This window comes from Nocardioides lacusdianchii (assembly GCF_020102855.1).
In the GTDB taxonomy this organism is placed as follows: Bacteria; Actinomycetota; Actinomycetes; order Propionibacteriales; family Nocardioidaceae; genus Nocardioides; species Nocardioides lacusdianchii.
In genome coordinates this window covers 26432-51891 of the sequence record NZ_JADHZD010000013.1, presented here as the reverse complement: position 1 = coordinate 51891, position 25460 = coordinate 26432, and the positions used below count along the sequence as shown (strand labels likewise).

At 71.4% G+C, this 25460-nt stretch carries 21 protein-coding genes, 1 other RNA gene and 1 pseudogene; 5 read left to right on the top strand and 18 right to left on the bottom strand.

Annotated elements, in window-relative coordinates; all coding sequences use genetic code 11:
- Positions 1-106: 106 nt before the first annotated feature.
- Complete coding sequence (fabG, locus tag IRX98_RS16960; RefSeq protein WP_224278760.1) at positions 107-874, bottom strand: 3-oxoacyl-ACP reductase FabG; 768 nt, start codon at positions 872-874, stop codon at positions 107-109.
- A gap of 71 nt (positions 875-945) precedes the next feature.
- Here fabG and IRX98_RS16955 point away from each other — a divergent pair, with 71 nt between their 5' ends.
- The gene (locus IRX98_RS16955) at positions 946-1992 is read left to right on the top strand and encodes a phosphatase PAP2 family protein (RefSeq protein ID WP_224278758.1); all 1047 of its coding nucleotides are present in this window, start codon (positions 946-948) and stop codon (positions 1990-1992) included.
- Here the strand turns inward: IRX98_RS16955 and IRX98_RS16950 are convergent.
- Positions 1989-2405: an HIT family protein gene (locus tag IRX98_RS16950; protein ID WP_224278756.1), complete on the bottom strand. Its 417-nt coding sequence runs from the start codon at positions 2403-2405 to the stop codon at positions 1989-1991. The genes IRX98_RS16955 and IRX98_RS16950 overlap by 4 nt on opposite strands.
- Before the next feature lie 16 nt (positions 2406-2421).
- The gene (gene uvrA, locus IRX98_RS16945; RefSeq protein ID WP_224278754.1) at positions 2422-4854 is read right to left on the bottom strand and encodes an excinuclease ABC subunit UvrA; all 2433 of its coding nucleotides are present in this window, start codon (positions 4852-4854) and stop codon (positions 2422-2424) included.
- A gap of 77 nt (positions 4855-4931) precedes the next feature.
- Between uvrA and IRX98_RS16940 the strand changes: the two genes are divergently transcribed.
- A complete protein-coding gene (locus IRX98_RS16940) occupies positions 4932-5804 on the top strand; it encodes a cobalamin-binding protein (RefSeq protein WP_224278752.1) in 873 nt (290 codons plus the stop codon).
- A gap of 21 nt (positions 5805-5825) precedes the next feature.
- Here IRX98_RS16940 and IRX98_RS16935 read toward each other — a convergent pair whose 3' ends face one another.
- Positions 5826-6323, bottom strand: coding sequence for a hypothetical protein (locus IRX98_RS16935; protein ID WP_224278750.1), 498 nt, complete (start codon positions 6321-6323; stop codon positions 5826-5828).
- A gap of 26 nt (positions 6324-6349) precedes the next feature.
- Positions 6350-6720: pseudogene (locus tag IRX98_RS16930) on the bottom strand (PH domain-containing protein).
- A gap of 185 nt (positions 6721-6905) precedes the next feature.
- Between IRX98_RS16930 and IRX98_RS16925 the strand changes: the two are divergent.
- Positions 6906-8093, top strand: coding sequence for a glycoside hydrolase family 6 protein (locus IRX98_RS16925; protein ID WP_224278748.1), 1188 nt, complete (start codon positions 6906-6908; stop codon positions 8091-8093).
- Between the two features lie 7 nt (positions 8094-8100).
- Here the strand turns inward: IRX98_RS16925 and IRX98_RS16920 are convergent, their stop codons facing one another.
- The gene (locus IRX98_RS16920; protein ID WP_224278746.1) at positions 8101-8592 is read right to left on the bottom strand and encodes a GNAT family N-acetyltransferase; all 492 of its coding nucleotides are present in this window, start codon (positions 8590-8592) and stop codon (positions 8101-8103) included.
- 89 nt (positions 8593-8681) lie between these two features.
- Between IRX98_RS16920 and IRX98_RS16915 the strand changes: the two genes are divergently transcribed.
- Together IRX98_RS16915 and IRX98_RS16910 are read left to right on the top strand one after the other, a co-directional pair.
- Entirely contained in the window at positions 8682-10799 is a 2118-nt protein-coding gene (locus IRX98_RS16915) for a glycosyltransferase (protein ID WP_224278744.1), read from the top strand.
- Positions 10800-10812: 13 nt separating this feature from the next.
- Positions 10813-12099 carry a glycosyltransferase gene (locus IRX98_RS16910; RefSeq protein ID WP_224278742.1) on the top strand — a complete coding sequence of 429 codons (1287 nt, stop codon included), beginning with the start codon at positions 10813-10815 and terminating at the stop codon, positions 12097-12099.
- 58 nt (positions 12100-12157) lie between these two features.
- Here IRX98_RS16910 and IRX98_RS16905 read toward each other — a convergent pair whose 3' ends face one another.
- From IRX98_RS16905 to treZ, 12 genes are all read right to left on the bottom strand, one after another.
- Positions 12158-14245, bottom strand: coding sequence for a prolyl oligopeptidase family serine peptidase (locus tag IRX98_RS16905; protein WP_224278740.1), 2088 nt, complete (start codon positions 14243-14245; stop codon positions 12158-12160).
- Between the two features lie 18 nt (positions 14246-14263).
- On the bottom strand, positions 14264-14755 hold the full coding sequence (locus IRX98_RS16900) for a peptidase associated/transthyretin-like domain-containing protein (RefSeq protein ID WP_224278738.1): 492 nt from the start codon (positions 14753-14755) through the stop codon (positions 14264-14266).
- A gap of 176 nt (positions 14756-14931) precedes the next feature.
- Positions 14932-15301: a transfer-messenger RNA gene (gene ssrA, locus IRX98_RS16895) on the bottom strand.
- Between the two features lie 76 nt (positions 15302-15377).
- A complete protein-coding gene (locus IRX98_RS23600; protein WP_224278736.1) occupies positions 15378-17138 on the bottom strand; it encodes a hemolysin family protein in 1761 nt (586 codons plus the stop codon).
- 34 nt (positions 17139-17172) lie between these two features.
- Entirely contained in the window at positions 17173-18051 is an 879-nt protein-coding gene (locus IRX98_RS16885) for an amidohydrolase family protein (protein WP_224278735.1), read from the bottom strand.
- A 4-nt stretch (positions 18052-18055) separates the two neighbouring features.
- Positions 18056-18535, bottom strand: coding sequence for an SsrA-binding protein SmpB (gene smpB / locus IRX98_RS16880; RefSeq protein WP_224278734.1), 480 nt, complete (start codon positions 18533-18535; stop codon positions 18056-18058).
- A 31-nt stretch (positions 18536-18566) separates the two neighbouring features.
- On the bottom strand, positions 18567-19850 hold the full coding sequence (locus IRX98_RS23595) for a peptidoglycan DD-metalloendopeptidase family protein (RefSeq protein ID WP_224278733.1): 1284 nt from the start codon (positions 19848-19850) through the stop codon (positions 18567-18569).
- A 54-nt stretch (positions 19851-19904) separates the two neighbouring features.
- The gene (gene ftsX, locus IRX98_RS16870; protein ID WP_207082249.1) at positions 19905-20816 is read right to left on the bottom strand and encodes a permease-like cell division protein FtsX; all 912 of its coding nucleotides are present in this window, start codon (positions 20814-20816) and stop codon (positions 19905-19907) included.
- A gap of 57 nt (positions 20817-20873) precedes the next feature.
- Positions 20874-21563 carry a cell division ATP-binding protein FtsE gene (ftsE, locus tag IRX98_RS16865; RefSeq protein WP_224278732.1) on the bottom strand — a complete coding sequence of 230 codons (690 nt, stop codon included), beginning with the start codon at positions 21561-21563 and terminating at the stop codon, positions 20874-20876.
- Positions 21564-21624: 61 nt separating this feature from the next.
- The gene (gene prfB, locus IRX98_RS16860; RefSeq protein WP_224278731.1) at positions 21625-22740 is read right to left on the bottom strand and encodes a peptide chain release factor 2; all 1116 of its coding nucleotides are present in this window, start codon (positions 22738-22740) and stop codon (positions 21625-21627) included.
- A 145-nt stretch (positions 22741-22885) separates the two neighbouring features.
- Complete coding sequence (locus tag IRX98_RS16855) at positions 22886-23662, bottom strand: hypothetical protein (protein WP_224278730.1); 777 nt, start codon at positions 23660-23662, stop codon at positions 22886-22888.
- A 61-nt stretch (positions 23663-23723) separates the two neighbouring features.
- Positions 23724-25460: a malto-oligosyltrehalose trehalohydrolase gene (treZ, locus tag IRX98_RS16850; protein WP_224278729.1), complete on the bottom strand. Its 1737-nt coding sequence runs from the start codon at positions 25458-25460 to the stop codon at positions 23724-23726.

Here is a 25460-nt window from a genome sequence, read left to right as displayed (position 1 = left end):
AGCCGTCCTGTGGGTCTCTCGACTCCGCCGCCAAGGTGCCAGAGCCCCCCGAGCCGTGCAAACCCGGCCACGCCCCGACGGGCGTGGGCCGTGGCCGGGATCACGCTCAGCCGAGCTTGCGCCCGCCGTCGACGTACAACGTCTGGCCGGTGATGAAGGACGCCTCGTCGCTGCACAGGAAGGCGGCGGCCGCGGCGATGTCCTCGGGCTGCCCGACCCGGCGCACGGGGGTGGCCTCGGCGTTGAGCCGCTGCAGCTCCTCGGGCTCCATCTTGAGCCGGCGCGCGGTGGCGTCGGTCATCTCGGTGACGATGAATCCCGGCGCGATGGCGTTGGCGGTGACCCCGAACGGGCCGAGCTCGATGCCGAGGGTGCGGGTCAGGCCCTGGATGCCCATCTTGGCGGCGGAGTAGTTGGCCTGGCCGCGGTTGCCCAGCGCGGAGACGCTGGAGAGGTTGAGGATCTTGCCGTACTTCTGCTGCACGAAGCGCGACTGCGCGGCCTTGGTCATGTTGAAGACGCCCTTGAGGTGGACGTTCATGACCATGTCCCAGTCCTCCTCGGTCATCTTGAAGAGCAGGTTGTCGCGGGTGACGCCGGCGTTGTTGACCAGGACGTGGATCCCGCCGAGCTCGTCGACCACGCGCTGCACCGCGGTCTCCGCGGCGGCGGAGTCCACGACGTCGCACCCGATGCCGACCGCGCGGGCACCGTCGGCGAGGTCGAGGCGGCCGGCGGCGTCGGCGGCTGCGGCCTCGTCGAGGTCGAGGATCGCGACGGACGCGCCCTCGCTGGCGAGGCGCTGGGCGATGCCGAAGCCGATGCCTCGGGCTGCTCCGGTGATGACGGCGACGCGGCGGTCGAACCGGCCCATGGGGAACTCCTTGGGGTATGTGGGAGGTCGGGAGACAGATCGAGGCCGAGGCTAGTCGCTACGGTGGGCAGATGGGTCGGGGGGAGTTCCGCGCCGCTGCGGTCGTCGCTGCCGTGATGGCGCTCGCGGCCGGGTTGGTCGCGTGGACCCACCACCTGCCGCTGCGCGACCCCGACGGCGCCAACCTGCCCACGTGGTTCCGGCTGCCGGTGATCGTCGCGTCCGCGGTCGCGCTCGACGTGCTGGCGCGGTGGGCGCTGCTGCTGCGCAGCCGGGGCGTGGCGGCCCGGGCGACGCTGCGCGAGGTCGTGCGCGAGCGCTGGGACCGCGACCAGGTCCGGTTCACCGCCAGTGGCCTGCTCACCTGGTACGTCGCCTACGTCGCGTTCCGCAACCTCAAGGGCTACGTCCCCTTCGTCACCGACCGCCTCCACGACGAGGAGCTGGCCCGGCTGGACCGCTTCATGTGGCTCGGCCACGACCCGGCGCTCGTGCTGCACGACACCCTCGGCACCGGGTGGGCCAACTGGGTGATGGCGGCGGTCTACCTGGTGTGGATCGGGTTGGTGCCGGCGACCCTGGCCATCGCGCTGGTGTGGACCCGGCGCTCGACGGCGGGCGCGTGGTACGTCACGGCCACGTCGCTGAACTGGTGCCTCGGCGCACTGCTCTACTACGCCCTGCCGTCGCTGGGACCGACGTACTCCTCCCCCGGGTGGTTCGCGGACCTGGCCCGCACCCCCAACACCTCGGTGCGCGACCTGCTGCTGTCGGACCGCGTCGAGGTGCTGGCCGGGCCCTGGGACACCTCGGCCGTGCAGACGATCGCGGCCTTCGCCTCGCTGCACGTGGCGGTGATGGTGACGATCTGCCTGGTGAGCGAGCTGATCCGGCTGCCGCTCGTCGTGCGGGTCGCGAGCTGGACCTTCCTCGCGCTGACCATCGTGGCGACGGTCTACCTCGGCTGGCACTTCTTCGTCGACGTCCTCGGCGGGATCGCCGTCGGGTGCGCGTCGGTCGCCCTCGCCGCCCGCGTCACCGGCAACCCGCTGCGACGGCGCGAGGAGGCGTGGACCCTGCGGACGGAGCCGGCGGACGAGGTGACGCGCGCAGGCTAGGGCTGCGCGAGGGCGTCGCGCAGGCGCTCGGCGTACGCCGATTCCTCGCCGTCGGCGTACTTCGTGCGCGGCCAGAAGAAGCCGCGCAGCCCGTCGCCCTTGGTGCGCGGGACGACGTGGAGGTGCAGGTGCGGCACGGACTGGCTGACCGTGTTGTTGATCGCGACGAAGGATCCCTGCGCGCCGAGGCCGTCCTTGACCGCGGTCGCGATCCGCTGCGCGGCGGCGAGGAAGCCGTCGCGCAACCCGGCCGGCAGGTCCGGGAGGGTCTCCACGTGCTCGCGCGGGACGAGTAGCACGTGGCCCTTGAAGACCGGCCGGGTGTCGAGGAAGGCGACGAGGTCGTCGGTCTCGAGGACGAGGTGACCGGGCAGGTCGCCGGAGACGATCCGGCAGAAGACGCAGTCAGCCATGACGCCAGTGTGCCCGTCAGGCCAGGTGCCGGGCCAGGTAGGACCCGGTGGCGCTGCCGGGCGCTGCGGCGATGTCGTCCGGTGTCCCGGTGGCCACCACCCGGCCGCCCCGGTCGCCGCCGCCGGGGCCGAGGTCGATGACCCAGTCGGCCGTGGCGATGGTGTCCAGGTCGTGCTCGACGAGCACCACGGTGTTGCCGGCGTCGACCAGCCTGTGGAGCTGGCGCAGCAGCAGCGCGGTGTCCGCGGGGTGCAGGCCGGCGGTGGGCTCGTCGAGCAGGTAGAGCGCGTGGCCGCGGCGTGCCCGCTGCAGCTCGGTCGCGAGCTTGATCCGCTGCGCCTCGCCACCACTGAGCTCCGTGGCCGGCTGGCCCAGGCGGAGGTAGCCGAGACCGACCTCCTGCAGGGTCTGGAGGCTGCGTGCCGCAGCCGGCACGTCGGCCAGCACGTCGGCCGCCTGCTCGACGGTGAGACCGAGCACGTCGGCGACGGTCAGGTCGTGCCAGGTGACCTCGAGGGTCTCGGCGTTGTAGCGCGCGCCGTGGCAGGTCGGGCACGGCGCATAGGTGCCGGGGAGGAACAGGAGCTCGACGGAGACGGACCCCTCGCCCTGGCAGGTCTCGCAGCGCCCCTCGGCGACGTTGAAGGAGAACCGGCCGACGCCGTAGCCGCGCGCCTTCGCCTCGGGCGTGGCGGCGAACACCTTGCGGACGGCGTCGAAGAGACCGGTGTAGGTCGCGAGGTTGGACCGGGGCGTGCGACCGATCGGACGCTGGTCCACCCGCACGAGACGGTCAAAGGCCTCCAGACCCGTCACGTCGTCGACGTCGATCTCGAGCTCGCTCTCCTCGGCGTCGTCCGGGGCCTGGCCGCGGTGGCGGCGTACGAGCTCGGCGAGCACCTGCGTGACCAGCGTGGACTTGCCCGACCCGGAGACGCCGGTGACCGCGGTGAGCACGCACAGCGGGAGGTCGACCGAGAGGTCGGTCAGGTTGTGCCTGCTGATGCCGCGCAGGTGGAGCCAGCCGTGCGGGGTGCGACCGTGGCGCTCGAGCGGGGCCGCCCGGCCGAACAGGTGGGCCCCCGTCACGGACTCCTCGACCTGCTCGAGCCCCTCCACCGGGCCGGAGTAGAGCACCCGTCCCCCGGCCTCGCCGGCCCCCGGACCGATGTCGACGATCCAGTCGGCACGGCGTACGACGTCGAGGTCGTGCTCGACGACGAACAGGGAGTTGCCCGAGCGCTTGAGCCGGTCGAGCACGTCGAGCAGCGGCGCGGCGTCGGCGGGGTGCAGCCCGGCCGACGGCTCGTCGAGCACGTAGACGACCCCGAACAGGCCCGAGCGCAGCTGGGTCGCGATCCGGAGCCGCTGGGCCTCCCCGGGCGAGAGCGTGGTCGAGCTCCGCCCGAGGGCGAGGTAGCCGAGCCCGAGGTCGAGCAGCACCCCGACGCGCTCCACGATGTCGGTGCAGAGCCGTACGGCCACCTCGGTCTCGCCGGTCTCGGCCGCCGGGCGGAGCAGGGCCACCAGCTCGACGAACGAGAGGGCGTTGGTCTCGGCGATGCTCAGTCCTTGGAAGGTCACCGCGAGGGACTCGGGCCGCAGCCCGGAGCCGTGGCAGACCGGGCACACGGTGCTGCGGACGAAGCGCATCGCCTTGTCGCGCATCATCTGGCTCTTGGTGTCGGCGAGGGTGTGGCGCACGTGCTTGCGCGCGCTCCAGAAGGTGCCGTGGTAGTCGCGACCGGTCGTGTCGTCGGCCTCGCCGCGCCGGTCGATGAGGACGCGCGGCTGCTCGTCGGTGTAGAGCAGCCAGTCGCGGTCCTTGCGGGACAGCTCGCGCCACGGCACGTCGACGTCGATGCCGACTGCCTTGGTCACCCGCAGCAGGTTCTTGCCCTGCCAGGCGCCGGGCCAGGCGGCGATCGCACCGTCGCGGATGCTCAGCGACTCGTCGGGCACGAGCAGGTCCTCGGCGACGTCGTGCGCCTGCCCCAGTCCGTGGCAGGTCGGGCACGCTCCTGCAGCGGTGTTGGGCGAGAACGCCTCGGCCGCCAGCCTCTCGGCTCCCTCCGGATAGGTGCCGGCCCGCGAGTACAGGATCCGGAGCAGGTTCGACAGCGTGGTCAGCGTCCCGACGCTCGAGCGCGAGCTGGGCGCGCCGCGCCGCTGCTGGAGGGCCACGGCGGGTGGCAGGCCGGTGATCTCCTGCACGTGCGGGGCGCCGACCTGCTGCAGCAGGCGACGGGCGTACGGCGCCACGGACTCGAAGTAACGCCGCTGCGCCTCGGCGTAGAGGGTGCCGAAGGCGAGGGAAGACTTGCCGGACCCGGAGACGCCGGTGAAGGCCACCATCGCGTCGCGCGGGAGGTCGAGGTCGACGTCGCGGAGGTTGTTCTCGCTCGCCCCGCGGACGTGGACGAAGTGGTCCGTCGGGTCATGGGTCACCCGACATTCCTACTCGCCCGGGAAATCGCCGACGCGGCCGGGAGGCCACTTCCTCGCGGCTCACCTAGGCTCGCGGGATGCGCATCGTCTCCCTGATCCCCTCCGCGACGGAGATCCTCTTCGCGGTCGGTGCCGGCGACGACGTGGTCGGCGTGACCTTCGAGTGCGACCACCCGCCGGCGGCGCGCGAGCGGCGGATCGTATCGACCTCGGCGATGCCCGAGGGGCTGACGCCGAAGGAGATCGACGACTTCGTCGGGGCCGCGATGGCTGCGGGCGAGGACCTCTACCGCCTCGACGCCGGTGCGCTCGCCGAGATCGACGCGGACCTCGTGGTCACCCAGGACCTGTGCGCGGTATGCGCCGTCGACGTGTCCACCGTCGACGACGCCCTCTCCCACCTGGGCTGCCGCGCCGAGGTCGCGACCATCGACCCGCACACCCTCGACGACGTGCTGGCATCGATCACCGAGGTCGGCCGGCTGACCGGTCGTGAGTCCGCAGCTGCGGAGCTGGTGCGCTCGCTCGAGGGACGTCTCGCTGCCGTGGCCGCCGAGGTCGACGGCCGACCGCGGCCGCGGGTGCTGGTCCTGGAGTGGACGGACCCGCCCTTCGCCCCGGGGCACTGGATCCCCGAGATGGTCGAGCGCGCCGGCGGCGAGCCCACCATCGGCACAGCAGGCACGAAGTCGACCCGCATCACGTGGGACGACGCCACCGGCTCGCAGCCGGACGTCGTGGTCTGCGCCCCCTGCGGCTTCGACCTCGAGGGCAGCGCGGCGCTCGCCGAGGACGTACGCCACCGCTTCCCCGGCGTGCCCGTGTGGGCCGTCGACGCCGACGGCCAGTTCGCCCGCCCCGGTCCGCGACTGGTCGACGGGGTCGAGGTGCTGGCCGGCATCCTGCACCCGGAGGTCCAGGCGCCGTCGCCGGACGCTCGACAGGTCTGACGCTCCGCCCGGTCGTGCCACTCACGACAGCGGGCGCGCCCCGTGTCCGACGAGGACCTCGACGAACTGCGCGGCGTAGTCGCGCTCGCGCAGGTCCTTGATCGTGTTGCGGCTCATCCGGTTGATCCGCTCGAGGCTGACGTTGCAGCGCAGGTCGCCCATGGGCCCGACGAGCCGGAGGTCGGCACCGTCGATCTCGAGGAACCCGCGCCGACCGACGGCGAGGTCGCGGCAGTGTGCCCACCACGCCGGGGCTGCTGCGTCGACCGGGGTGAAGGTGAGCACCCCCGCCTCGAGCCGGAAGGTGCCGAAGGTGCTGGCCAGGGTGCCGCCGAGGGCCCCGAGACCGCCTTCACCGAGGACCTCGGCGTTCCACGTGCCCTGTCCGCCGGCGGGCGTCGCCACCCATCCGTGCTGCTCCGGGCGGCGGCGCGAGGCGAGCAGGATGATGCCGATGATCAGTGCGAAGCCGATGGCCACGGCCGCAGGGACGAGCACGAAGAGGAGGGTGACGCTCACGACAGGAGCCTCTCATCCCTCGCGCATCAGGCGTTGAGCACGGCCCAGGCGATGAGCTTGTCGAGGCGGCGGATGTCGACCTTCTTGTCGAGCTTGATCTTGATGTGACCGGCGCGGGTCCACAGCTCGAGCTCGGCGTTGAAGTCGAGCAGCTTGCCGGCGTTCTCGGAGGACCACATGTCGATGCGGCTGTAGGGAAGCGAGTAGACCTCGACCTTCTTGCCCGTGATCCCCTGGGCGTCCCGGACGATCAGGCCTTGGTGGTGAAGATCGCCGAGTCGCGGAAGGTCTTGTAGGCCGCGACGGCCTGCTCCCCGTCGACGAGGAGGTCGGTGACGTCTGCGGGGACGGGGATCTCCTGCACGAGGGTCCATGACGTGATCGCTGCGGTTTCCATGGGCGAGAGCGTCACAGAACGCAGCGTCGGTGCGCAGCGGATCGGACAAAGTCGGACAGGGACTCCTTGACACCTGCGGGTATCGGGCGCCGGAGGTCGGAGTCGGTGGCGACGCCTGCGACCGAGGGTCGTAAATCACGAAAACGCCGACGGCCGTCGCCGCACTCGCGCACCATGGGCGCACCATGCTCCTCACCCCGCTCGTCCGCGCCCTCGCTGCCGCCGTCCTGGTGGCGGCGCCGCTGGCCGTGCCCGGCGCGAGTCCCGCCGCACCGGCCACGACGGTGGCTGACGCCGTCCCGGACCCGGCCCGTACGTCGTCGCTGCCGGTCTGGGTCGCGCCCGTGAGCCCCCACGCCGAGAACCCGACGAACCCGCTCGCGGGACGCCTGTGGGGCGTCTACGAGGGTCCGCAGGACCAGGTGTGGCGACCCTTCACGCAGGCGACCGGACGCAAGCGGGAGGCACTGGCCACCATCGCCGAGCGGCCGCGCACCAAGTGGTACGGCGCGTTCGTTCCCGACCACCGCATCCGCACGACGGTGACCAGCTACATCGCGTCCGCGCAGGACGGCAACCCCGAGACCCTCGCCCAGATGGCCGTCTTCCGGATGAAGCCGTGGGAGGGCGAGGCCTGCAAGCGCCCGACGACGCCCGCCGAGGCGGCGAGCTACCGCGCCTGGATCACCGAGCTCGCCGCCGGCATCGGCAGCGCGCACACGCTCGTGGTGATGCAGCCCGACGGGCCGTTCCTGCTCTGCGCGCCGGACCGGGCGGCGAAGTCCGAGCTGCTCACGTGGGCCACCCAGACACTCAGCGCCCTGCCGAACACCAGCGTCTACATCGACGCAGGCGCGGCCGACTGGTGCGAGAACGGCACCGCGCAGGAGTCCTTCCGCTGCGCGGAGATCCTGAAGCTCTCCGGCATCCAGTACGCCCGCGGCTTCGCGCTCGACTCCACCCACTACGCCGGTCCGGTCGAGAACATCGACCGCGGCAGCGAGATCCTGGCCCTGCTCGAGGCCGCCGGCTACGGCGAGAAGCACTTCATCGTCGACACCGCGAAGTCCGGCCGGCCCACCCTGTGGCGCGACATGGTCCCGGCGTCGAAGCGGGACCTGAAGGACAACGCGCGCACCTGCCGGACCAGGACGATGAAGCGCTGCGTCACCCTCGGGATCCCGCCGACCCCGCGCCCCGCCGACCCGCAGTGGGGCCTGCCGCCGGAGCAGCGCGCGGTCGCCGCGAAGTCCGTCGACGGCTTCGTCTGGTTCGGCCGCCCGTGGCTCTACAACCAGGCCGACCCGTTCGTGGCGCGTCGCGCGCTCGACATGGCCCGCACCACGCCCTGGACGGCCACCGGCCCGCGCTGACGACCCGTCAGCGGCCTTCGTCGCGGACCAGCACGTCGAACGGCTGCCCATCGCGACGGGCGGCGAACGACCCGACCACCTCGAAGCCGAGCGACTCGACCGTACGCCGCGCGCGGGCGTTGAAGGAGGCGACCGTGACCCGGAAGGCGGCCGGCGCGAACCGCGCGCGCCCGAAGTCCAGCCCGGCCGCGATCACCGACCTGCCCAGCCCCTGCCCGGTCAGCGACGGCCGCAGGCCTCCCCCGGTGTCGAGCGCCGCGTCGTCGTAGTCCCAGCCGGGCACCCGGCCGTCGGGTCCGAAGGACCGGAAGCCGATCAGCTCCTCTCCTGCGAGGACCGCGTGGAAGCCCAGCACAGGGTCGAGCAGCTCGTCGGGATCGGCGTCCGTCATGTCGTAGACGTCGTACGGCGCGGCGTAGCGCCACGTCGCGACGTCCTCGGCGTGCGCGCGGCTCAGCGGCGCGATGCGGATGGACGCAGGGTCGACGAGGAGGGACACGCAGGCATGCTCCCACCAGGCCCACGGAGAACTGGTCCAGACCAGTCGATCGCGGCCATCCGATGTCGCTGCGGCGCCGAACACCGCACATGGCTCAGTCTCTTCAGCGCGCCCTCGACGAGGTCCAGCAGGCGCCGTTCGTCGTGGACGTGCTGCGCAGCGGGGATCGTCTGGCGGCTGCCGCGGTCGGCGCAGACGGACCGGAGGCGGTCCGCCTGCTCGCCTCGGTGGTCCAGGATCCCGACGAGCTGACCGCGGTCGCGGCCGTGCACGCGCTCGCCCGGGTGTTCGACGACGGTGCGGACGCCGTGCTGACGGAGCTGCTCTCGCACCCTCGGCCCTTCCTGCGCGAGCACGCGAGCTGGGCCCTCCAACGCCGGCTCCCCCGGATCGATGCGATCGGCAGGCTGGTCGGGGTCGTGGTCGCCGGGGGGTTCCCCGGCGTCCTCGCGCAGCGCACGCTCGGCCAGTGGGGCGACTGTGCACCCGAGCAGGTCGCGCTGGCCGTCGAGGGTGCGCTCGCCGGCGCGTCCGGTCCGTCGGTCCGCGGCAGGCTGGTCGAGACCCTCGGGCTCGTGCCGGGTCCGCTCGCCGACCGTGCGTTGCTCGCCCACGCGACCGATCCCGCCGAGCACCCGGCGGCACGGTCGGCTGCCGTCGCTGCGCTCGGCGACCGCCCGTACGACGCCGCCGCAGAGGCGGTGGTCCGTGACCTCGGCACCGCCGAGGGTGACCTCGGCGACGTCGCGCGGCTCGCCGCGATCGACCTCGGCCTCGGCCTCGACGTCGTCGAGCACGGCCAGCCCGCCACCGGCCTGACCGTCGCCCAGCTCTTCCTGCACGCCGACATCGACCGCGACATCAGCCGGGCGGGCGCCGGCGACAACGGGGGCGTCGCCACCCTGCTGGTCCGGCTGGGCGACGCGCTGGCGGCGCAGCCGGGTGTCGACCGGGTGCTGACCCTGTCCCGCGGCACCGCGCGTGACGCCCTCGACGCACTGGCGCCTGCCGACGGGCACCTGCTGACGCCGGTGCCCCTCCTGGCCGAGGCCACCTCCGCCCCGCAGGCCTGGCCGTCACGGATCGCGGCCGAACGCGGGATCCGACGCGTGCTGCGCACGCACCGCGCCGACGTCCTGCACCTGCGGATGGCCGAGGTGGGCAGCCTGGCCGCCGCCGAGGTCGCGCGCGAGCTGGGCATCCCGGTGGTGTTCACCCTCGCGCCCGACCCGCACGCCGTCGTCCATGCCCTGGACATGACCGGTGGCCTGCACCGTGGCAACTTCGGCACCGAGGACGAACGCGAGCACTACTGGTTCCGCGCCCGGCTCGTGCAGCGGCTGGCCGAGGACGCCGCGCACGTCGTCCTCTTCCCCCGCCCCGAGCTCCAGCACGACATGCGCGAGCTGCTCGGCCTCGACGTGGCCGGGCAGCCCGGCAGGTTCACCGTCGTGCCGGAGGGCATCGACCTGGGGATCAGCGCCGCGGCCGCCGCCGAGCTGGAGCGAGCCGGAGCGGCCGGCCCGGCACTGGCCGAGCTCGACGCGCTCGTCGCCGCGCTGCCCGAGCACCGCCGACGACTGCCGCTGGTGATCAGCGTGGGCCGCCTGCACCGGGTCAAGGGGATGGCGACCCTGGTCGAGGCGTGGGCCGGTGATGCGGAGCTGGCCGAGCGCTGCAACCTGCTCGTCGTCGGCGGGGACCTCGCCGACCCGTCCCAGGACGAGCGCGAGCAGCTCGACCGCATCGCCGAGGTGCTCGCACGGTTCCCCGGGGCGGGCGACGGCCTGCTGATGCCCGGTCACCGCCCCAACGACGTCGTCGCCGTGTGGCTCGCGGCCGCCCGCGAGGGACGGGCGGGCGGCATCGGCCCGGCCGGGGTCTACGTCTGCAGCAGCCTCAAGGAGGAGTTCGGCCTCGCCCTCCTGGAGGCCCTGGCCTCCGGCCTCGTCGTGGTCGGTCCGGCAGCAGGCGGTCCGGCCACCTACATCGACGACGGGGTCACCGGGGTGCTCGTCGACACCCGCCGGCCCGACGAGGTGGCACGCGCGATCAAGGAAGCCTTCGACCTCGCCACCGCGCCGGACCAGGCCGACAGGATGAGCCGGGCCCGGGAGCGGATCGAGGCCGACTTCACCGTCCAGGCGATGGCCGACCGGCTGAGCACCATCTACGCCGGCGCTGTCCGGACCGCCGCCCGCTCGTGACAGCGTTGCCCTCATGACCCTGTTGGTGATCAGCCCGGACTACGCCTCGCACCTGTTGCCGCTGGCGACCCTCGCGACGGCCTGGCGCGACGCCGGCGAGTCGGTGGTGGTGGCGACCGGGCCGGCGACCGCGGGCATCGTCGCCGACTTCGGCTTCGACCGCGCCGACCTGGTGCTGGGCCGCGGCTCGAACCCCGGTGTCATCCGGGCCGAGCAGCAACCACCCGGTGAGGACGACGCGCTGCGTGGCTTCTTCGACGCCACCCGGCGCGGCATGGTGGCGACGCTGCGCTACCAGGCCGAGGTCCGGCGCAACGACCTGTTGTGGGACCCGGTGGGCCGGGCCCGGGCAGTCCTCGACGTCGTCGACCGGGTCAGGCCCGACCAGGTCGTCGTCGACCACCTTGCCTTCAGCGCCCGCATCGCACTGGCCGCGGCGGGCGTCCCGCACGCCGACGTCGTCCTGGGCCACCCGTCCGCGCTCCCGGTCGGCGACGAGGTGTACGGCTACCCGACTGCGTGGCCCGCCGCCCTCGACGCGCCGGAGTCCGAGCTCAGTGCGCTGCACCGGTTGTGCTGCGAGGTCCGCGACGCCTTCACCGAGGAGTGGAACGCCGTCATGCACGTGCTCGCACCCGGCGTCGCGCCGTCGCAGGACGCGTTCGCGGAGCACGGCGACCTCCTGCTGCTGAACTACCCGGCGGCCCTGCACGACCCGGCTCGTACGGCGAAGCTGTCGCCGCACGCCTTCCTCGGGTCCGCGGTGCGTGCCGAGCCCGCGGACGACGACGTACGGGACTGGCTCGCGGCCGACGACGGGCCGGTGGTCTACGTGAGCTTCGGCAGTTTCCTCTCCGCACGCGGCGACGTGTTGGCGACGGTGCTGGAGGCCCTGCGCCCGCTCGGCCTCCGGGTCGCGGTCGCCACTGGGTCCGCCACTGGACTGCCGGACGTGCCGCAGGACTGGCTGGTGCGCCCCTACCTGCCGCAGGTCGCCCTTCTGGACCGCGCGGCGGTGGCGGTCACGCACGGCGGCAACAACAGCGTCACGGAGGCGCTCAGTGCCGGGGTGCCGATGGTGGTCCTGCCGTTCTCCACCGACCAGTTCGCGGGGGCAGCCGCGATCGAGGCGGCCGGGTTGGGGACGGCGCTCGCCCCGAACACGGCGACGGCCGCGGAGCTGACCGCCGCCGTGCGAGGCGTCCTCGACGGCCCCGCGCCGGGCTTGGCCCGCACGCTCGGCGAGGAGCTGCGCCGGACACCGGGCCGCCACGTGGCCCGCTCGGCCCTGCTCGGCTGAACGACCCGGACGGCCCGCAGGCACAGCGCGAGATCCGTCCCGATCGAAGTCAAGGCGGTCAGGAGCGGTAGGACGCGCCCAATCGGTCGAACAGGAACGTGAGGTAGGCGGCGACCTCCCCGACCTGCTGGTCCAGTGACTGCCCGATGCCGTGACCCCCGTGCTCCATCCGGAGCAGGATGGGCTGCTCCGACGACGACGCTGCTTGAAGTCGAGCAGTCATCTTCTTCGCGTCATGGGGCTGCACTCGCGGGTCCAGCTCGCCCGCGGTGAACAGCACGGCCGGGTACGGCGTGCCGTCCTGCACGTTGTGGTACGGCGAGTACGCGCGCAGCGCCTTGAACATCGCCGGGTCGCTCACGCTGCCGAACTCGGTCACGTTGAAGGCGCCGTTGGCGCTGAGCTCGCTGCGCAGGGCGTCGAGCACCGGCACCGCGCACACGATGGCGGCTGCCAGGTCAGGTCGCTGGGTGAGCGCCGCTCCCACCAGCAGTCCGCCGTTGGAGCCACCGATCAGGCCCAGCCGGTCGCGGCTCGTCACCCGGGTCTCGACGAGGTGGTCGGCGCAGGCGATGAAGTCGTCGAAGCAGTTCTGCTTCGTGGCGAGCCGTCCGGCGTGGTGCCAGTCCTGGCCGTACTCGCCTCCACCCCGGATGTTCGCTATCGCCAGGACGCACCCCTGCTCGAGCCACGGCAGCCAGGACGGGTCGAACCACGGCTTGAGCGAGATGGCGTATCCGCCGTACCCGTACAGGACAGTGGGAGCCGTGCCGTCCTGCGGTGTGCCCCTCCTCGAGAGCAGGTTGATCGGGACCCGGGTCCCGTCCCTGGACGTGGCGAAGACCCGCTCGACCTCGATGTCGGTGAAGTGCACCTGCGTGACGGTGTCCAGGGCGGTGGGGCGCGGCTCGGGGTCGAGGTCGCCCTGCACCCACCATCGCCGCGGGGACACGAACGTCTCCACCGCCCAGCCGGCCTGGTCGACGCCCAGTCCGGTCATCGACTCGACCGAGCACGTCGGCGGCGAGGCGACCTCGGGAAGGGCGGTGCCGTCGTGGTCGAAGCACCTGATCGCCGACGGCCCACCGACGATGTCGACCACCCACAGCCGCCCGGTGGTGGCCGCGATCTCCTCGATCGTGACGGGGCCCGTCGGTACGACGACGTGCGCATCGGCGACCCCCTCATCGTCGCCCAGGTCCATGCGCAGCACCTGTCCGTGGGGTGCGTCCTTCAGCGACAGCAGGAACAGCGACGCGCCACCGTACGCAGCGCGGATGCATCTGTCCTCGATGTCAGCCACCAGCCGCCATCCGGAGCCTTCGACCTGACGGCGCACGAAGAGCTGCCACTCTCCCCCGTCGCCCTTCTGGGCATGGTCCATCACCCACTGCCCGTCGGCCGAGGACGAGAGGAAGTTCTCTGTGATCCTGCTGTCCGCAAACACCCCTGAGAGGTCGCGTTCGTCGTCGTTCGGGTTGCTTCCGAGGCGGTGGAACCACACGTCCTGGTCGAACCCGAGGTCCTCGTCGGGCACGGTGCCGGGCGCAGGATGTCGGGTGTACCAGAACCCCTGCCCGTCGTGCCGCCATGCGAGCGACCCGCCGGCCGTACCGCTGTTCACGTGCGGGATCACGGCGTCGGACAGCTCACTCGTCGCCACGTCGTACACGTGGAGCGTGCCGTCCTCCGTGCCGTGCGATGACAGCGACACGGCGACGTGAGCGCCGTCCGGGGAGGCGACGTACCAGTCGATCGTGGTGGCACCCGACTCGTCGATCTTGTTCGGATCAACCACGACCCGCTCACCACCCAGGTCGTCGAGCGTCGGCAGCACCACGAGCAGAGGTTGCTGGAGCGGTGGCTGGGTCTTGAGGGCGAAGTACGACGAGCCTCCACGCGTCAACCGCGCGTACGCCGTCGACTCGGCCTTCAGGACCTGCTCGACCCGGCCGCGGACGTGCTCGTGGAAGGGCAGTGACTCGAGATGGGCGCGCGCCCGGGAATCCTGTGCAGCCGTCCACTCCCGGGAGCGTTCGGAGCTCTCCTCCAACCACCGGTAGTCCTCGGTGACGTCCTCACCGTGGTAGGTCGTGGTGACCGGCTCGCGCGGAGTGTCGATCGCGGGCGGAGGCTGTCGGCTCATGGTCTCGTCCTGGGGCGCTCAGCCCAGCTCTGCGCACAGGTCCCTGACCCGTGCCCGACTGACGTCCATCCCCACGAAGTCACCGTCTGCCGAGATCTGGAGGACGACCGGCCCCGTGGTGGCGAGAGCCGTCGCGCCGATGTCGGTCTCGGCGTAGAGGAAGTTGTGCCCGCTCGCCCTGATCTCGGTGCTCCCGTCAGCCAGGTCGACGAACCGGAACGCTCCCGAGGCGTTGACCGTGACCGCGTTGTCGGGGTCGCTGAGATTGGTGACCGTGAGCCTGAGCCCGGGGGCCGGGGCGATCGCGGAGAACTGGGGGTTGTGAGGCAGGTCGTTGAATCCCTCCTTGCCCGTGGCCACCACCGACAGTGGGAACGAGCACGCGTCTCCGGCAGCGATGATCTCGGGCGTCGGATCAGTGGGCGTGGGAGGCTCGGCTGTCGCGGCAGGCGCTGACAGGAGCGCGGCGGCCAGGGCGAGGAGCGGGATGGAGGCAGCGGGTCGGATCATGGCGGGGGCCTTCTCGGGTGGGGTCTCCCACACTCCATCGCGGCTGTCTCGGCCGCTTCGCCCGAGTTGGGTAAGGAACCACCCGGGGACGACGCACGATGACCGGAACCCTGCGGCAGACCACGCACGAGAGCCGCCCCGACTGGTGTCGGGACGGCTCTCGTCAAGAGGGCTGCGCGTGGAGCTGCGGGGAATCGAACCCCGGTCCTCGAGCGTCGATCCAGGTCTTCTCCGGGTGCAGTCCGTGATGTCGCTTTTCTCGGCCTCGGTGCTCCCACGGACAGGTCACCGACAGGCTCAGTCAGGATTGAGTCCCGGCCGCCCCTCCTGACAGAGAGCGACCAGCAAGTCTCCTAGATGAGGCCTGGGTCCGGGACGGAGACGGATGCCCGGTCAGACCCTTCGATCACTGCTCAGGCAGCGAGAGCGAAGTCGTTGCGATTGGTGTTGGCAACTGTGGTTTCCAGCGGTCGTTTACGAGATGACGCTGGCTTCTCGACCCGCTTCTCCTGGAACTAACGTCCCAAGTCGAAACCGATCAGCCCCTCTTGTGTTGTCAAGCAGACCGGTGGCGCTGGCCTGCACCCACAGTCTACGTGCCTCAACCGACAGGCGGCGAACGCTATTCCGCCGCGAGCACCGGATCGCTGTGCCACTCACCGTCGTCGAGGCGCCAGACCTGGCGGTCGGAGCCGGACGGGAGCGTGTGCGGGACGCTGCCGGTGTCGAAGGTCAGCCCCCGCTCCGCGATCGCGTGGTGGTAGCCCGTCCAGGCGGTGCGATAGTCGCGCTCGATGGCCGCCTTCTCCTCGGACGTGGCCTCCGGCGGGGTCACCATCGCCTCGGCGGGGACGTCGAGGTCGGCGGACTCCTCCCGGCCGTCGGGGGTGATGACGAAGAGCCGCTCGCTCGTCATCCGGTGGTCGGCGCGCACCAGGAGGCCACCATCGGGCTGCCAGCGGAAGCGGACCAGCCAGCCGTGGCCGTGCACGTGACCGTCGGCGTGGTTCGCCACCGCCTCGTCTGGAAGGAAGAGCCCCCACACGGCGAAGTGGCGGGCGAAGGCGACCTGCTGGGCGCCCAGGTGGGCGTCGCCGACCTCGGCGGGCACGCCGGGTTCCACCGGCTCGTGGACGCGTACGCGCGTGATGCGGTGCCCGTCGACCTCGGCCACCTCGAGGGTGTGCTCGGCGACCGGGACCTTGTCGCCCACGTCGGCCATCCGGGCCAGGCGGTGGAGCACGAAGCCGGCCACCGTCTCGTACGGCCCGTCCACCAGCTCGACACCGGTGCGGTCGCTGAACTCCTCGATTGTCAGGCCCGCGTCGACCGTCTCGGGGTCGGCCGAGGCGGCGATCTCGGCGTCGCGGTCGTACTCGTCGTGGATCTCGCCGACGAGCTCCTCCATGAGGTCCTCGAGGGTCACGATGCCGTCGGTGCCGCCGTACTCGTCGACGACCAGCGCGATGTGGGCCCCCTGGCTGCGCAGCTGGTCGATCGAGGGCAGCACGCGGTTCGTGCGCGGCAGCACCGGCAGGTCACGGACGATGTCGGCCACCGGGGTGCTGTGGTCGTCGGCACGCCCGAGCACGTCGCGCAGGTGGAGGTAGCCCAGGATCTCGTCGAACGACTCCCCCGTGACCGGGTAGCGCGTGTAGGGCTCGGTGACGATCACCGCGACCGCCTCGGCCAGGGTGAGGTCACCGGCGAGGAAGGCGACGTCGCCGCGCGGCTTCATCACCTCGCTCAGCGAGCGGTCGCCGGCCTCGAAGACGTCGTCGACGAGGCGGCGCTCGCCCTCCGGGATGTCCTCGTGGCCCGAGATCATCATCCGCAGCTCCTCCTCGTCCACCTCGTCTCCTGAGGCGTCGGGGTTGCCGCCGAGCAGGCGGACGAGGAGGTTGGTCGAGAGCGAGAGCAGCCAGATGACGGGCGTCATCACGGTGGCGAAGCGGCCCAGTGGCGGGGCGAAGAGCTTGGCCACGCCCACCGAGCGCTGGAGCGCGAGCCGCTTGGGCACGAGCTCGCCGAGCACGAGCGAGAGGTAGGACACGACGAGGGTCGTCACGACCAGCGACACCGTGTCCGGGCCCGGGAGGCCGAGACCCTCGAAGACCGGCGCGAAGGACGGCGCGAGGGTCGAGGCGCCGAAGGCGGCCGAGAAGAAGCCCGCCACCGTGACGCCGATCTGCACCGCCGAGAGGAACCGGTTGGGGTCGCGGGCCAGCGACGCCACGGAGTGACCGCGCCCGCCCTCGGTCTCCAACCGGTCCACCTGTCCGGAGCGCAGCGAGACCAGCGCGATCTCGGTCGCGGCGAACACACCGCCCACGAGGATGAACGCGAGGACGAGAAGGATGTCGATCCAGGTGCCAGGTTCCACCCGGAGAACCTATCGACGGATCCTGAGAGGGCTCTTATCCGAGCAGGGCCTCGGTATTGGTCCAGCACACCGCGCGCAGCCACTCCTCGCCCAGGTCCAGCCGCTCGAGCGCGTCGAGCTGGATGGAGTAGGGGTAGGGGATGTTGGGGAAGTCACTCCCGAGGTGCACCTTGCCGGCCAGCCCGAGGTCCCGCAGCCGCGGCAGCAGCGCCGGAGGGTAGGCGCCGCCCATCTCCTCGAAGAACGGCGTGAAGGCCATCGTGGTGTCCAGCGCCACCCGCTCGTGGGCCTCCGCCAGGGCGAGGAACTCGGCGTACTCCGGTGCGCCGGCGTGCGCGATCACCAGCCGCAGCCGCGGGTGGCGCGCCAGCAGCGCGGCGACCGGCGCGGGTCCGGTGTGCTCGGTGGCCACGGGGCCGCTCCCGGCGTGGAGCACGACCGGGGTGCCGGTGTCGGCGACGATCCCCCACGCCTCGTCGAGCAACGGGTCGGTGACGTCGAACGCGCCGACCTGCACGTGCACCTTCCAGACCTCCACCCGGTGCGCTGAAGGGGCGGAGCGGGAGGCGACGTACGCCGCCACGCCGGGCTCGGGGAAGAAGGTCCCGCACACGAGCGCCTCGGGCACCCGCGCGGCGAAACCGGCGGCCCAGTCGTTGAGGAACTCGGCCATCTCGGGCTTGTGGGCGTAGGGCAGCGCGGTGAATCGGCGTACGCCGAACGAGCGCAGCGTCTCCACCAGCACCTCGTCGGAGTCGCGGTAGTGCAGCGGCCACGGTCGGCCGATGAGCGGGCCGGCGGCGTCGAACTGCGCGCGCACCTTGGCCATCACCCGCGGCGGCACGAAGTGGGTGTGGAGGTCGAGCAGGCCCGGGAGCCCGAGCGACTCGGTGAACGCGGCAGGGTCCCTCACCGGGTCAGTCCCGGTGACCCTTGAGCCTCCGCTGCACCGCCTCCACCTTCTCGCGGTTGGCCGTGCGCTCGGCGAGGGTGTGGCGCTTGTCGTAGGACTTCTTGCCCTTCGCGAGCGCGATCTCGACCTTCGCGCGGCCGTCCTTGAAGTAGAGGGCGAGCGGGACGATCGTGTAGCCCTTGTCGGTGATCTTGCGCTCGATCTTGTCGATCTCGGACCGGTTGAGCAGCAGCTTGCGGCGGCGACGCGCGGAGTGGTTGGTCCAGGTGCCCTGGCTGTACTCCGGGATGTGCACGCCGAGCAGCCAGGCCTCGCCGTTGTCGATCTCGCCGAAGCCGTCGACGAGGGACGCGCGGCCCTGGCGCAACGACTTCACCTCGGTGCCCATGAGGACCAGCCCGGCCTCCCAGGTGTCCTCGATGTGGTAGTCGTGGCGGGCCTTCTTGTTCTGCGCGACCATCTTCTGGCCCTGCTCCTTCGCCATGGAGCCATTCTCTCAGGCGGTGTCCAGCGCCTTACATCCAGTTCATCGGGTCGACGGCCTGACCGTTGGCCATGACGGTGAAGTGCAGGTGGCAGCCCGTGGACCAGCCGGTGCTGCCCTCGAAGCCGATGACCTGTCCCTCGGCCACCCGGTCGCCCACGCCGACGTTGTAGCCGCTGGCGTGGTTGTAGATCGTGGCGACACCGCGCCCGCTGAGCACGCCGTGGTCGATGATCAGCCGGTTGCCGTAGACCGAGCTCGAGTACGACGCGACGACCCGTCCCGGCGCGGACGCGCGGAGCGGGGTGCCGCAGCCTCCCCCGAAGTCGATGCCGTCGTGGAGGCCCCAGTACTTGTAGATCGGGTGCGTGCGGTAGCCGAACGGCGAGGTGACGTAGCCGTCGACCGGGTAGGCCAGCAGCCCGGGGCTCGGGGCGGCCGCCTGCGAGCGCGCCTGTGACCGGGCCTTCGCTGCTTTCGCGCGCTGGCGGCGCAGGGCGGCGAGGGCGCGCTTGCGCAGCATCTCCTCGATCCGCTCCTGCTCCTGCTGGAGCTTGCGGAGCTTGGCCACGTCGGCCGCACGGGCCTCGCGGGCGCCCACCCGGGCGTCGCGGCGCTCGACGACCATCGAGACGACGGAGTCCTTGGCCGACTGCTCCTCGGCCTCGAGCTGCTGCATGAGGGTGAGGTGCTCGGCGGCAGCCTCGCGCTTGGCGGCCACGTCGTCGCGGGCCTCGGTGACCTGCTGCTCGCGGACCTCGAGGAGCACCTCGGCGGCCGTGAGCTCGTCGTACGCCCGGGCCTCCTGCCCGACGATGACGTCGCGTACGCCGTCGCGGCGGGTGAGCTCCTCGGTCGTCTCGGCGTCGATGAGCGATGAGAAGGCGATCAGCTCGGGGTCGCCCTCGGAGTACATGTCGGCGATCGTGGACGCCACGCGCTCGCGCTGCTCCTCGCGATCGACCTGGCCCTGCTCCAGCGCGGCCTCGGCGGACGCCAGCTCGGCCTCGGCGGCGGTGAGCTCTGCCTGCATCTGGGCGTCACGCTCGCGGGCGACCTCGACCTTGCCGCGCGCCGTGGCCAGCTGGGTCTTGGCGTCGGCGAGCTGGGCCTGGGCCGCCTCGAGGCGCGCACTGGCGCGCCGCAGCTGCGAGCTCGACTCGCCGAGGTCGTCCTGGGCGCTCTCGAGCTGCCGCTCGACCTTGTCCTGCTTGTCCTTGAGGTCGTCGGCGTGCGCGGCGGAGACACCCAGGGCCATGACGGCGACAAGTGCTGCAGCCGTGCGGCGATGAGCGGTACGGGGGAAGGAACGCACCGGGGAAGCCTTTGTGTTCGGGGAAGGGAACACCCAGACGCTAACCCCCGCGGATCACACTTTGAGGTATTTGCGCGTCAACACGAGTGTCGGGAGCAAGGTGAGCAGCGGACCGAGGATCGCGACCGACCCTGCGGCCAGCCAGAACTCGTCCCAGCCGATCCACGGGACGAACTTCAGCCGGTTCGCGGAGAGCTCGTCGATGCCGAAGTACATGAAGCCCCAGAGCGCACCGCCGGCCAGCACGACGCCGATCAGCGCGGTCACCAGGGCCTCGAGGAGGAAGGGCAGCGCGATGTAGAGCGTGGAGGCGCCCACCAGCCGCATGATGCCGATCTCCTTGCGCCTCGCGAAGGCCGCGAGCCTGATCGTGTTGGCCACCAGGAGCAGGGCGGCGAACACCAGGAAGGCCGCAGTGCCGAGCGCGACCCACTGGAGCATGTTGATCGACTCCAGGATCGGGGCGACCTGCTCGCGCATGTCGCGCACCTTGGAGACGCCGTCGAGGCCCTGCACCGCACTGGTGATGCCTTCGTACTCGTCCGGGTCCTGCAGGGTGATCCACAACGTCTGCGGCATGTCCTCGGCGGTGATCGCGGGGTTCTCACCGGTGAAGAGCTCGTCGCCGTAGAGCTCGCGGGCCTTCCCGAGCGCCTGCTCGCTGGACTCGAAGTGGTAGTCCGCGACCTCGGGGTTGTCCTCGACGACCGCGGCGATCTCGGTCTTCTGCGCGTCGGTGACCGCGTTGGGGCACACCGCGCTGCTGTCGTTGACCCGGCACAGGTAGACCGTGATCTGGAGCTGGTTGCCCCAGTGGTCGGCCGCCTTGGACGCCTGCTGGTTGAACAGGACGCCGACGCCGACGAGCGTGAGCGAGACGAAGAGGGTCAGCACCACGGCGAGGTGCATGGACACGTTGCGCCGCAGGCCCTGGCCGAGCTCGGAGGAGACGTAGCGAAGCTGCATGGAGGGAAGGCTCTCGATCTGTTGCGTCGGAGATCTGGGGGTGACCGCCGGGTCCGGTCAGGTCTGGTGGCCGTAGACGCCCTGCGCCTGGTCGCGCACGACGTGTCCGTTCTCGAGCTCGATGACGCGCTTGCGCATCTGGTCGACGATCCCGGAGTCGTGGGTCGCCATGACCACGGTGGTGCCGGTGCGGTTGATGCGGTCGAGGAGCTTCATGATCCCGACCGACGTGGTCGGGTCGAGGTTTCCGGTCGGCTCGTCGGCGATCAGGATCATCGGCCGGTTGACGAACGCGCGGGCCACGGCCACGCGCTGCTGCTCGCCGCCGGAGAGCTCGTCGGGCATCCGGTCGCCCTTGCCGCTGAGCCCGACCAGCTCGAGCGTCTCGGGGACCAGGTCCTTGATCTCCTTGCGCGACTTGCCGATCACCTGGAGCGCGAAGGCGACGTTCTCGGTCACCGTCTTGTTGGGCAGCAGCCGGAAGTCCTGGAAGACGGTGCCGATGTCGCGGCGCAGCCGCGGGACCTTCCAGCTGGCAAGCCGGTTGATCTCCTTGCCCGCGACGTAGACCCGACCCGACGTGGGTCGGTACTCCCGGAGCACCAGCCGCAGGAAGGTCGACTTGCCGGAGCCCGAGGACCCGACCAGGAAGACGAACTCCCCCTTCTCCACGTCGACCGAGATGTTGTCCAGGGCGGGGTGGGGATGGCCGGGGTAGGCCTTGGTGACCTTCTCGAAGCGAATCACGGCGTCGAGGCTACGTCAGTGGTGGACGCAGACCCGAAACGCGCCCGGGGCGCTGCCGGACTCAGGCGTCGGCCTTGTCCGCCCCGCGACGCCAGCGGATGCCGGCCTCCATGAAGTCGTCGAGGTCACCGTCGAAGACACCGCTGGGGTTGCCGGACTCGTGGCCCGTACGGAGGTCCTTGACGACCTGGTAGGGGTTGAGGACGTAGTTGCGCATCTGGTCGCCCCAGCTGGCCTGGACGTCGCCCTTCAGGTCCTTCTTGAGCGCGGCCTCCTCGGCCTTCTTGCGGGCGAGGAGCTTGGCCTTGAGCACGACCATCGCGGACGCCTTGTTCTGCAGCTGCGACTTCTCGTTCTGGCAGGACACGACGATGCCGGTGGGGATGTGGGTGAGCCGGACCGCGGAGTCGGTGGTGTTGACCGACTGGCCGCCGGGACCGCCGGAGCGGAAGACGTCGGTGCGGATCTCGTTCTCGTCGACCTCGATCTCGTCGGTCTGCTCGAGCATGGGCACCACCTCGACCGCTGCGAACGAGGTCTGGCGGCGGCCCTGGTTGTCGAAGGGGCTGATCCGCACCAGGCGGTGGGTGCCGGCCTCGACGGAGAGGGTGCCGTAGGCGTAGGGCGCGTGGATGGCGAACTCGGCGGACTTGATGCCCGCCTCCTCGGCGTAGGACACCTCGTAGACCTCGACGCCGTACTTGTGCTGCTCGGCCCAGCGCGTGTACATCCGCATCAGCATCTCGGCGAAGTCGGCGGCGTCGACGCCACCGGCGCCCGAGCGGATCGTCACGATCGCCTCGCGCTCGTCGTACTCGCCCGACAGCAGGGTGCGGATCTCGAGGGACTCCACGGACTTCTTGATCCGGTTGAGCTCCCGCTCGGAGTCGGCGAGCGAGTCGGCGTCGCCCTCCTCCCGGGCCATCTCGACCATCAGGCCGAGGTCCTCGATGCGGGACTCGAGACCGGTGAAGCGGTCGAGCTCGCCCTGGAGCGCGGACAGGCGGCCGGTGATGCGGGTCGCGCTCTCGACGTCGTCCCAGAGGTCGGGCGCGGCGACCTGCTCGCTGAGGTCGGCGATCTCGCCGCGCATCCGGTCGATGTTCAGCACCGAGCCGATGGTCTTCATCGTCGCCTGGAGCTGCTTGATCTCTGCTTCGTAGTCGATGCCTGCCACAAGAGCCAAGCCTACGGGCAAACCCACGCGCGCTGCTGATCGGCGGTCCGGCGCCGGCGATCGGGACAGGCACAGGCAACGGCGGACGCCACCGGGGCCTGTGATTCCCGGTGGCGCCCGCCGCTGCGGACCGTGCTGCTCCCGGTCAGCGGGTGCAGAGGACCTCGGGGGTGGCGACGGCGACGGTCGCGGCCGGGGTCGCGCTGGTGGTGGCGTCGATCTTCAGGCGGAAGACATCGGTGAGGTCGAGGGTCTCGTCGGCCACGAGGGAGCCGACGGCCAGGGCGTGGCTGGCCAGGACGGTGCCGTCAGCGGACACGGCGACCAGGCCGGTCGCGCCCGAGGCGGACTCGTCGGTCAGCGCGTAGGAGGCGCGCATCTCGATGCACTTGCGGCCCAGGGTGTACTCCACCGACGACGGCGTGCCGGCGGTGGTGGTGGCCAGGCTCGAGCCGTAGTACTCGGCACCGATGTTGACGCCGGCGGGGGCGATGTTGGTCATCGGGCCGGGGTTGCGCGAGGTGAGGTTCTCCCAGGCGTAGACCTCGACAGGCATCGACTTGCTGATGCCCTTCTTGATGCCCTTGCTCGCCGCCTTGACCACGCGGTACTCGCGCGACCCGGGCGTGGTCGGCTTGTCCTTGAGGACGTAGGTGCCGTTGCCCTTGACCTTCGCGCTCGCGGTGACCTTCCAGGACTTCTTGTTGCCCACGCGCTGCTGGAGGACGACCTTCTGGCCAGCGGCCTTCGGGGTCACGCGGCCACGGATCTTGACCGTGTCCTCCTTGACGATGACGATCTCGGTGTTGGCCTTGGCGGTCACCTTGTACTTCGCCGGCGCCGCCTGGGCGGCGGGAGCGGTCAGGGCGAGCGAGCCGGCGGTGAGTGCCACGGTGGCGGCGAGTGCGGTGATGCGGTTCATGGGATTCCCCGTCGTGTGGGCCCTGAGTGCGGGCCGTTCACGAGGGAGACTACGGCGGCACTCAGAAAGTTGCGACGGCGCCCAGCAGTGTTCCGGCGTGGCCGGGAACTGTCAGATTCCCGCCGTCGAGACTGACCCCCGCCGGCGTCTCGAACAGGACCTCGCGCTCACCGACCTCGACCTCGGTCGCCGAGCCACCCGTGTTGACCACGACGAGCAGATCGCCGCGCCGCATGGTGAACAGCCGACCGTCCACGGTGCACGACACGGCGCCGAAGTCGGGGTCGGTGAGCTGCGGCAGCTCGCGCCGCAGCCGGCCGAGGCGGCGGTAGCAGTCGAGGACGACGGCGTGCCGACCGCGGGCGCGCTCGTCCCAGTCGAGGCGCGAGCGGTGGAAGGTCTCGGGGTCCTGCGGGTCGAGCACCTCGTCGGGGTCCCACCCCATCCGCTCGAACTCCGCGATCCGGCCGTCCGCCGTCGCCTTGCCGAGCTCCGGCTCGGGGTGGGAGGTGAAGAAGGCGAAGGGCGAGGACGCCGCCCACTCCTCCCCCATGAAGAGCATCGGGGTGAACGGCCCGGCCAGCGTCAGCAGCGCGGCGCAGGCGACCTGGTCGTCGTCGAGGTGCTCGGCCGGGCGGTCGCCGCGGGCACGGTTGCCCACCTGGTCGTGGTTCTGGTTGGCGACCACCAGGCGCCACGTGGGCATGTGCGCGGTGTCGACCGGCCGGCCGTGGTCGCGGCCGCGGAAGGACGAGAAGGTCCCGTCGTGGAAGAAGCCCTTCTCGCACACCTTGGCCAGCGCCTCGAGCGGCTCGAAGTCGGCGTAGTAGCCGGTGGTCTCGCCGGTCAGCGCGACGTGGACGGCGTGGTGGAAGTCGTCGCTCCACTGCGCGTCCAGGCCCCGGCCGCCGGCCTCGCGCGGGGTGACGAGGGTGGTGTCGTTGAGGTCGGACTCGGCGATGAGCGTCAGCGGCCGTCGTACGTGCGCCGAGAACGCGGCGGTCTCGATCGCCATCTCCTCGAGGAGGTGGACCTCCGAGGTGTCGCTGAGCGCGTGGACGGCGTCGAGGCGGAGGGCGTCGACGTGGAAGTCCTCGAACCACGTCCGCACGTTGTCGAGGATGTAGCGGCGCACCTCGGCCGAGCCCTCGCCGTCGAGGTTGACCAGGTCGCCCCAGGTGTTGCGCCCGGCCTTGAGGTAGGGCCCGAAGAGCGGGAGGTAGTTGCCCGAGGGCCCGAGGTGGTTGTGCACCACGTCCTGCACGACGCCCAGGCCGCGAGCGTGGCAGGCGTCGACGAAGCGGCGGTAGGCGTCCGGCCCGCCGTAGGGCTCGGCCACCGCGAACCACGCCACGCCGTCGTAGCCCCAGTTGTGGGTGCCGTTGAAGGCGTTGACCGGCATCACCTCGACGAGGTCGACACCGAGGTCGACGAGGTGGTCGAGCCGCTCGATCGCGGAGTCGAGCGTGCCGCCGGGGGTGAACGTGCCGACGTGCAGCTCGTAGATCACGGACCCGGCGAGCTGGCGTCCGGTCCAGTCGGAGTCCTGCCACTCGTACGTCGTCGCGTCGCGTCGCGAGAGCCCGTGCACGCCGTCGGGCTGGCGGCGCGAGCGAGGGTCTGGCCGCGGGTCCGGCTCGTCGTCGAGGAGGTAGCCGTAGTCGACCGCGCCGTCGGGCACCGGGCCGGCCGGCGTCCACCAGTCGTCGTCGCCGCGGGTCATCGCGACGACCTCGTTGGCCACCTGCAGGCGGACACGCTCGGGCCGCGGGGCCCAGACGTCGTACGGACCACGCAT

What these genes read in the sequence shown, in the direction of transcription:
- treZ (WP_224278729.1), bottom strand. Translation starts at nt 25,460, where the DNA reads ATGCGTGGTCCGTACGACGTCTGGGCCCCGCGGCCCGAGCGTGTCCGC.
- IRX98_RS16950 (WP_224278756.1), bottom strand. Translation starts at nt 2,405, where the DNA reads ATGGCTGACTGCGTCTTCTGCCGGATCGTCTCCGGCGACCTGCCCGGT.
- IRX98_RS16955 (WP_224278758.1), top strand. Translation starts at nt 946, where the DNA reads ATGGGTCGGGGGGAGTTCCGCGCCGCTGCGGTCGTCGCTGCCGTGATG.
- IRX98_RS16900 (WP_224278738.1), bottom strand. Translation starts at nt 14,755, where the DNA reads ATGATCCGACCCGCTGCCTCCATCCCGCTCCTCGCCCTGGCCGCCGCG.
- IRX98_RS16910 (WP_224278742.1), top strand. Translation starts at nt 10,813, where the DNA reads ATGACCCTGTTGGTGATCAGCCCGGACTACGCCTCGCACCTGTTGCCG.
- IRX98_RS16915 (WP_224278744.1), top strand. Translation starts at nt 8,682, where the DNA reads ATGGCTCAGTCTCTTCAGCGCGCCCTCGACGAGGTCCAGCAGGCGCCG.
- ftsX (WP_207082249.1), bottom strand. Translation starts at nt 20,816, where the DNA reads ATGCAGCTTCGCTACGTCTCCTCCGAGCTCGGCCAGGGCCTGCGGCGC.
- IRX98_RS16905 (WP_224278740.1), bottom strand. Translation starts at nt 14,245, where the DNA reads ATGAGCCGACAGCCTCCGCCCGCGATCGACACTCCGCGCGAGCCGGTC.
- IRX98_RS16855 (WP_224278730.1), bottom strand. Translation starts at nt 23,662, where the DNA reads ATGAACCGCATCACCGCACTCGCCGCCACCGTGGCACTCACCGCCGGC.
- IRX98_RS16940 (WP_224278752.1), top strand. Translation starts at nt 4,932, where the DNA reads ATGCGCATCGTCTCCCTGATCCCCTCCGCGACGGAGATCCTCTTCGCG.
- fabG (WP_224278760.1), bottom strand. Translation starts at nt 874, where the DNA reads ATGGGCCGGTTCGACCGCCGCGTCGCCGTCATCACCGGAGCAGCCCGA.
- IRX98_RS16925 (WP_224278748.1), top strand. Translation starts at nt 6,906, where the DNA reads ATGCTCCTCACCCCGCTCGTCCGCGCCCTCGCTGCCGCCGTCCTGGTG.
- smpB (WP_224278734.1), bottom strand. Translation starts at nt 18,535, where the DNA reads ATGGCGAAGGAGCAGGGCCAGAAGATGGTCGCGCAGAACAAGAAGGCC.